Below are 7206 nucleotides of genomic sequence, written 5' to 3'. Positions count from 1 at the left end.
GCGCGCTCGCCTCGCTGCCCGCCGACGAACTCTTCGTCGCCGCCAAGGAATTGCAGGCCCCCTACGAGTTGGTGCGCGAGGTCGCCGAGACCGGCAAGCTCCCCGTGGTGCTGTTCACGGCGGGCGGTATCGCCACCCCGGCCGACGCCGCGATGATGAGGCAACTCGGCGCCGAAGGCGTGTTCGTCGGCTCCGGAATCTTCAAGTCCGGCAACCCCGCCGAGCGCGCGAACGCCATCGTGAAGGCCACCACCTTCTACGACGACCCCGACGTGCTGGCCAAGGTCTCGCGCGGTCTGGGGGAGGCCATGGTCGGCATCAACGTCGAGGAGATCCCGCAGCCGCACCGCCTCGCCGAGCGCGGTTGGTGAGATAGCGCCACCGAACATCCACGGCCGCCGGGCATTCCGCTCGGCGGCCGTTCCGCGCCGGAATCAGCCTCATGTCGGTACTCGGATATGCGCATCACGCCATGTGGGCGTCGAATGCTCGCGCTGAAGGGTGCGGGGATGAGCCGGACGGCGGAAAAGCGGCCAGGACTAACGGGTTTGGGCCGGCCTCATGGCGACGGCCATGTGTTCGGGTCGTGTCGGCGACAGCTGTGTGGTCGGGGGTGGCCTGCGATCCGTGGATCGGTGCGGGGCGCCTGGGCGGATCAGCGCACGAGGGCGGGGCGGTCGGGGTGGTCCCAGCGCAAGGAATACGTTGCCGGATCGGGGTTCTCGCGGGCGTGGTCGAGGAGAGCCGGAATCGTCCAGTGGTCTTCGGTGGGCGTCCGACGGCGCAGCGCCGCCTCGGACATGACCAGGCGCACGGACACGTCGGGAGCCAGGTCGCGACCGGCGAGCATGGGGCCCGCGAGCACCAGCACCGTCCCCGGAGCCGCGGTGCGGACGGCGGCGCGCGCGGAGCGATCGTGCTCGCCGTCCCACAGCGCGGGCAGCCAGCGGCCGCGCTCGCGCAGCGCGTCGACCACCTCGCGGCGCACCGCGGCGTAGTCGAACCACGCGGTGCGGTAGGACATCTCGTCGGTGCGGCCGTGTTCCAGGCGCAGCGAGGCGGGCCGGATGTAGTCGCGCAGGGCCACCGCCTCGGCGGGGCGGGCGCGTTCGCGGACCGCGTCGACGATCGACCGCGCCAGGGCGAGCGGGTCGGCGGCCTCGGCCCCGTCGACGGCGACCAGGACCGGCCCGGGGCGCGTCACCGCGTCCTCGGCGACCGTCGCGGCGAGACGTTCCGGGGTGATCGCGACGAACTCGGGCACCCGTCCATCTCAGCAAGTCGTCGTCGGATACGCCACCGCCGGGGTTGCGGTGCGATCGCCGCGGGACCGGCCGAACGGGGCGAATCCGACCGCCCGGGTTAATCTCAGCGCATGGCGACAATCGAAGAGGCCCTGGAGATCGAGCGGCTGGAGCGGGACATCTTCCGTGGCGCGTCGACCGAGACGCAGTTGCCGCGCACCTTCGGCGGTCAGGTAGCCGGTCAGGCGCTGGTGGCCGCCGTGCGCACCGTCGAGGCCCGCTTCGGGGTGCATTCGCTGCACGGCTACTTCCTGCGGCCGGGCAATCCGGATCAGCCGACGGTGTACCTGGTCGAGCGCATCCGCGACGGCCGCTCCTTCTGCACCCGCCGCGTCACCGGCGTGCAGGACGGGGCCGCGATCTTCACCATGTCGGCCTCCTTCCACGTCGAGGACTCCGGTCCGCAGCACCAGGACGTGATGCCCGCGGTGCGTCCGCCCGACGACCTGCCCGACGCCAAGACGAGTATGGACCCGGAGCGGCTGTGGGCGATGCGCGAGTGGGAGCACTGGGACATCCGGCCGGTGCCCCAGGACGAGGTCACCGTCCGCGACGGCGTGGTCTCCCCGCAGCAGGTGTGGTTCCGCTACCGTCACCCGCTGCCCGACGACCCGCTGTTCCACGTCTGCACGCTGGCCTACATGAGCGATATGACCCTGCTCGGCTCCTCGAAGGTCATCCACCCCGACGAGCCCACCCAGAACGCCTCGCTCGACCACGCCATGTGGTTCCTGCGTCCGTTCCGCGCCGACGACTGGCTGCTCTACGACCAGTCCTCCCCGTCGGCCGGCTTCGGTCGCGCGCTGACCGGCGGCAAGATCTTCGACCGCGCGGGCGCGCTGGTCGCGGCGGTGGTGCAGGAGGGGTTGATCCGCACGCTGCGCGAGCGGTGAGCGTGAGCGCGGCCACAGCGTCGCCGCTCGTAAGCTGTGGCGGGTGAACGCCTCCCTGGTCACCGACCCCGCCCGGCCCACCGTGGGTGTACTGGCCTTGCAGGGCGACGTGCGCGAACACGTCGCCGCGCTCCAGCGCTGCGGCGCGGACCCGGTGCTGGTGCGCCGACCGGCCGAGTTGGCGGCCGTGGACGCGCTGGTGTTGCCCGGCGGCGAGTCCACCGCGATCAGCAAACTGCTCGAGGTGTTCGAGTTGCTGGAACCGCTGCGCGCGCGACTGCGCGACGGGATGCCCGCCTACGGGTCCTGCGCGGGCATGATCCTGCTGGCCTCCGAGGTGCTCGACACGCGACCGGACGCCCGGCACCTGTCCGGGATCGACATGACGGTGCGCCGCAACGCTTTCGGTCGACAGGTCGACTCGTTCGAGACCGACCTGGACTTCGCGGGCCTGGACGACGGCCCGGTGCGCGCGGTCTTCATCCGCGCCCCGTGGGTCGAGCGGGTCGGCGACGGGGTACAGGTGTTGGCGACGGTGCCGAGCGGTCCGAGCGCGGGGCGTGTCGTGGCGGTGCGCCAGGGACACGTGCTGGCCACCTCGTTCCACCCGGAGGTGACCGGTGACCTGCGGGTGCACCGGATGTTCGTGGGGATGGTGCGCGCGGCGGTCGCCGAGGTCGGGTGAATCGCCCCCGCACCGGGGCGGACGCGGCGGCGCGGGTAACGTAGCGAAGTCAACATGTGCCACCGACCTGAAGGAAGTAGGGAATGAGCGGCCACTCCAAATGGGCCACCACCAAGCACAAGAAGGCCGCGATCGATGCCAAGCGGGGCAAGCTCTTCGCGAAGCTGATCAAGAACATCGAGGTGGCGGCCCGGACGGGTGGCGGTGACCCGGAAGGCAACCCGACGCTGTACGACGCCATCCAGAAGGCGAAGAAGTCGTCGGTCCCGAACGACAACATCGAACGCGCCCGCAAGCGCGGCGGTGGCGAGGAAGCGGGCGGCGCGGACTGGCAGACGATCATGTACGAGGGCTACGGCCCCAACGGCGTCGCCGTGCTGATCGAATGTCTCACCGACAATCGCAACCGCGCCGCGGGCGAGGTCCGGGTCGCGATGACCCGCAACGGCGGCAACATGGCCGATCCGGGGTCGGTGTCCTACCTGTTCCACCGCAAAGGCGTGGTCACGCTGGAGAAGAACGGTCTGTCCGAGGACGACGTACTGACGGCCGTGCTGGACGCGGGCGCCGAGGACGTCAACGACCTGGGCGACACCTTCGAGATCATCAGCGAGCCCACCGATCTGATCCCGGTCCGCAAGGCGTTGCAGACCGCGGGCATCGATTACGACTCCGCGGAGTCGGGCTTCCAGCCCTCGGTGAGCGTGCCGGTCGACGCCGACGGCGCGCGCAAGGTCTTCAAACTGGTGGACGCGCTCGAGGACAGCGACGACGTGCAGAACGTCTACACCAACGTGGATCTGTCCGACGAGGTGCTGGCCCAGCTCGAGCAGGACTGACGGTTTCGGTGCGAGGGCCGGTTCGCGTGCGCGCGGACCGGCCCTCTCGCCGTCAGTCGGCCTTCAGATTCGTGTAGTACTCCTGCATGGACGGCCAGTAGTCGGCGAAGTCCGGCGTGGGGGCGCCGTCGTGCGCGGCGGCGAACATGTCCAGGTAGTACTCCCAGCCCGGGCCGGTGTGGGCGACCGAGTCGCGGTCGGCCTCGGTGAAGTGCTGGATGAAGCGCAGTTCGGTGCCGCCGTCGGTCTCGGTGAGCACCGCTTCGAGCAGCCACGACCCGTGGTCGTCGACCGAGGACACCGCCAGTCGCCGCGGCGGTTCGCAGGCGTCGATGGTCATCGGCATCCACGGCTGTTCCTCCTCGTGGACCATCTGCACCTCGATGGTGCGGCCCGTTCCGGGTTCGCCCTTCCACGGGCCGAACCAGCGCGCGGTGCGCTCGGAGTCGGTGAGGCTCGCCCAGACGTCCTCGACGCCGGCGCGGAAGGCGCGGGTCAGGACCAGGTCGACCCCGGTCTCGGTGCCGAACAGTCGGCCCGCCGGTGTGCTCATGCGGTGTTCTCCTCGGTGTCGGTGTCGGTGTCGGTGTGCGCAGGGGAGCGCGCGGCGGTGCGACGGTCGCGCCGCGCGCGGTGGACTTCGGTCTCCAGGGCATCGAAACGGCGCGACCAGGCGTCGGCGGGGCGCAGTCCGGCGATCCAGTCCGCCAGGTCGGCCAACGGTCCGGGATCGAGGGAGTAGTACCGCTGTCGGCCGCGTACTTCGTCGTGGACCAGGTCGCTCTCGCGCAGCACCCGCAGATGACGGCTGATCGCCGGTCTGCTGATGTCGAATCGATCCGCGATGTCGCCCGCCGTGCGGGGCCCCTCGACCAGCAATTCCAGGATGCGCCGCCGCACGGGGTCGGCAATCGCCGCCGCTACCTCGTCCACCTCGAAAGCGTAACCACTCGGTTACGCATTGTCCAGAAATGCCGATGCGCGAATCGGTCGCCGCCGGGCACACTGGCGGCAAGGAGATCCTCGACGCCGCCTTCGCGTCCGCGGTCGAATCAGTCCCCTGACCCGGCGCGATCGTGTCGCTGTCCGAGGGTGTCGTAGGCGTCCTCTAGACTCTCGAACAGTTGTTCGTGTCTGTGAGAGGGGATTTCGTGCGGGTGATGGGCGTCGACCCCGGACTCACCCGGTGCGGCCTGAGCATCGTGGAGGGCGGTATCGGGCGCAAGGTCACCGCGGTCGACGTCGGCGTCGTGCGCACCCCGCCGGAGATGGAACTACCTCGGCGGCTGCTGCTCGTGGCCGATGCCGCCGAACGGTGGATGGACGATCACCGCCCGGAGGCGGTGGCGATCGAGCGGGTCTTCGCCCAGCACAACGTGCGCACCGCCATGGGTACCGCGCAGGCGGGCGGGGTGATCGCGCTGGCGGCGGCGCGCCGCGACATCCCGGTGGCCTTCCACACCCCCAGCGAGGTCAAGGCGGCGGTCACCGGCAACGGCACCGCCGACAAGGCGCAGGTGACGGCGATGGTCACCCGGATCCTCGGGTTGACGACGGCCCCCAAACCCGCCGACGCGGCCGATGCGCTCGCCTTGGCGATCTGTCATTGTTGGCGGGCGCCGCTGCTGGACCGGATGGCCAGGGCCGAGGCGCAGGCGGCCGCGGTGCGACAGCGCCACGCCGAGCGGCTCGCCGAACAGCGACGAGCCGTCGCACGGCAGACGGGACGAAAGGCGGTGCGCGGGTGATCGCGTCGGTACGCGGTGAGGTACTTGAGGTGGCGTTGGACCACGCGGTGCTCGAGGCGGCGGGCGTGGGCTACCGGCTCAACGCCACCCCGGCCACGCTGGCCACGCTGACCCGCGGCGAACAGGCCCGCCTCTACACCGCCATGATCGTGCGCGAGGATTCGATGACGCTGTTCGGGTTCGCCGACACCGAGGCGCGTGACCTGTTCGGGTTGTTGCAGACGGTGTCCGGGGTCGGCCCTCGCCTGGCGATGGCGGTGTTGGCGGTGCTCGAACCCGAGGCGCTGCGCAAGGCGCTGGCCGAGAGCAACGTGGCGGCGCTGACCAGGGTGCCCGGCATCGGCAAGCGCGGCGCGGAGCGCATGGTGGTCGAACTGCGCGACAAGGTGGATCTGGTTCCGGTGCAGTCCGGCCCGCCCGGGTCGGCCGCCGCCGCGGCCCCGGTGCGCGATCAGGTGGTCGAGGCGCTGACCGGTCTGAGTTTCCCGCTCAAACAGGCCGAACAGGCCGTCGACAGTGTGCTGGCCGAACAGCCCGAGGCCACCACGTCGGTGGCCTTGCGCGCCGCGCTGGGGTTGCTGGGCAGGAACCGCTAGCCGATGACGGAGGACGAGCACACCGACCTCGACGCGGGCGAATCACCGGTCACCCCGGGGTATCTGCGGTCCGACGGCGAGATCGAGGCCGGTCTGCGCCCGAAATCGCTGGACGATTTCATCGGCCAACCGCGGGTGCGCGAACAACTCGCGTTGGTGCTGCGCGGCGCGAAAGGGCGCGGCGCGACGCCCGATCACGTCCTGCTGTCCGGGCCGCCGGGCCTGGGCAAGACCAGTATGGCGATGATCATCGCGGGCGAATTGGGTACCGCGCTGCGCATCACCTCTGGCCCGGCGCTGGAACGGGCGGGCGATCTGGCCGCGATGCTGAGCAATCTGGTCGAGGGCGACGTGCTGTTCATCGACGAGATCCACCGCATCGCCAGACCGGCCGAGGAGATGCTGTATCTGGCGATGGAGGATTTCCGCGTCGACGTGGTGGTCGGCAAGGGGCCGGGCGCGACGTCGATCCCGTTGGACATCGCCCCGTTCACCCTGGTCGGGGCCACGACGCGCTCCGGCGCGCTGACGGGTCCGCTGCGCGACCGGTTCGGGTTCACCGGGCACATGGATTTCTACGAGCCCGAGGAACTGTTGCGCATCCTGGGCCGCTCGGCCCGCATTCTCGGCGTCGAGATCGACACCGACGCCGCCGCCGAGGTCGCCGGGCGTTCGCGCGGCACCCCGCGCATCGCCAACCGACTGTTGCGGCGGGTCCGCGACTACGCCGAGGTGCGCGCCGACGGTCGGATCACCCTGGCCGTGGCCCGCGCCGCTCTCGAGGTCTACGACGTGGACGCCCTCGGTCTGGACAGGCTCGACCGCGCGGTGCTGGGCGCACTGGTGCGCGGTTTCGGCGGCGGCCCGGTCGGCGTGTCCACGCTCGCCGTCGCGGTGGGGGAGGAGGCGGCCACCGTCGAGGAGGTGTGCGAACCGTTCCTGGTGCGCGCGGGCATGGTCGCGCGCACCCCGCGCGGACGTGTCGCCACCGCCGCGGCCTGGCGGCATCTGGGGTTGACGCCGCCGCCGGACCTGGCGGTCAACGCTTTCGAGGTCCGCGGCCGCGAACCGCAGCCGACCCTGGACCTGTTCGACTGAATCTCCCGGATATCGACGCCGAGGGGCCGAGTCCGGCGCGGCG

10 protein-coding genes are annotated in these 7206 nt (G+C 70.9%); 7 read left to right on the top strand and 3 right to left on the bottom strand.

The features are described from left to right. On the top strand, positions 1–371 hold a 371-nt coding region (locus tag ON30_RS17465), incomplete at its 5' end, for a pyridoxal biosynthesis lyase PdxS (protein WP_040708500.1). A gap of 284 nt (positions 372–655) precedes the next feature. On the opposite strand, the gene ON30_RS17460 is transcribed toward ON30_RS17465, so the two are convergent. Next, positions 656–1264, bottom strand: a complete 609-nt coding sequence (locus ON30_RS17460; protein ID WP_040708498.1) for a nucleoside/nucleotide kinase family protein — start codon at positions 1262–1264, stop codon at positions 656–658. Positions 1265–1375: 111 nt separating this feature from the next. Here ON30_RS17460 and ON30_RS17455 point away from each other — a divergent pair, with 111 nt between their 5' ends. The 3 genes from ON30_RS17455 (at position 1376) to ON30_RS17445 (ending at position 3721) form a co-directional block, all read left to right on the top strand. Next, positions 1376–2197, top strand: a complete 822-nt coding sequence (locus tag ON30_RS17455) for an acyl-CoA thioesterase (protein ID WP_040708497.1) — start codon at positions 1376–1378, stop codon at positions 2195–2197. A gap of 43 nt (positions 2198–2240) precedes the next feature. After that, positions 2241–2882 carry a pyridoxal 5'-phosphate synthase glutaminase subunit PdxT gene (pdxT, locus tag ON30_RS17450; RefSeq protein WP_051029468.1) on the top strand — a complete coding sequence of 214 codons (642 nt, stop codon included), beginning with the start codon at positions 2241–2243 and terminating at the stop codon, positions 2880–2882. 83 nt (positions 2883–2965) lie between these two features. Beyond that, entirely contained in the window at positions 2966–3721 is a 756-nt protein-coding gene (locus ON30_RS17445; RefSeq protein ID WP_040708496.1) for a YebC/PmpR family DNA-binding transcriptional regulator, read from the top strand. 52 nt (positions 3722–3773) lie between these two features. On the opposite strand, the gene ON30_RS17440 is transcribed toward ON30_RS17445, so the two are convergent. After that, a complete protein-coding gene (locus ON30_RS17440) occupies positions 3774–4274 on the bottom strand; it encodes an SRPBCC family protein (protein ID WP_040708495.1) in 501 nt (166 codons plus the stop codon). Then, positions 4271–4654, bottom strand: a complete 384-nt coding sequence (locus ON30_RS17435) for an ArsR/SmtB family transcription factor (protein ID WP_040708493.1) — start codon at positions 4652–4654, stop codon at positions 4271–4273. Before ON30_RS17435 ends, ON30_RS17440 begins: the two co-directional genes overlap by 4 nt. Positions 4655–4872: 218 nt before the next feature. Here ON30_RS17435 and ruvC point away from each other — a divergent pair, with 218 nt between their 5' ends. Genes ruvC through ruvB form a run of 3 tightly spaced genes read left to right on the top strand, consistent with a single transcriptional unit; the run spans position 4873 to position 7163 of the window. After that, positions 4873–5469, top strand: coding sequence for a crossover junction endodeoxyribonuclease RuvC (ruvC, locus tag ON30_RS17430; RefSeq protein ID WP_040708492.1), 597 nt, complete (start codon positions 4873–4875; stop codon positions 5467–5469). Continuing rightward, positions 5466–6065, top strand: a complete 600-nt coding sequence (gene ruvA / locus ON30_RS17425; RefSeq protein WP_040708491.1) for a Holliday junction branch migration protein RuvA — start codon at positions 5466–5468, stop codon at positions 6063–6065. Before ruvC ends, ruvA begins: the two co-directional genes overlap by 4 nt. 3 nt (positions 6066–6068) lie before the next feature. Further along, a complete protein-coding gene (gene ruvB / locus ON30_RS17420) occupies positions 6069–7163 on the top strand; it encodes a Holliday junction branch migration DNA helicase RuvB (RefSeq protein WP_040708490.1) in 1095 nt (364 codons plus the stop codon). Positions 7164–7206 lie beyond the last annotated feature (43 nt).

Source organism: Nocardia takedensis NBRC 100417, assembly GCF_000308695.1.
Taxonomy (GTDB): Bacteria; Actinomycetota; Actinomycetes; order Mycobacteriales; family Mycobacteriaceae; genus Nocardia; species Nocardia takedensis.
This window is presented reverse-complemented; position numbering and strand designations above follow the sequence as displayed.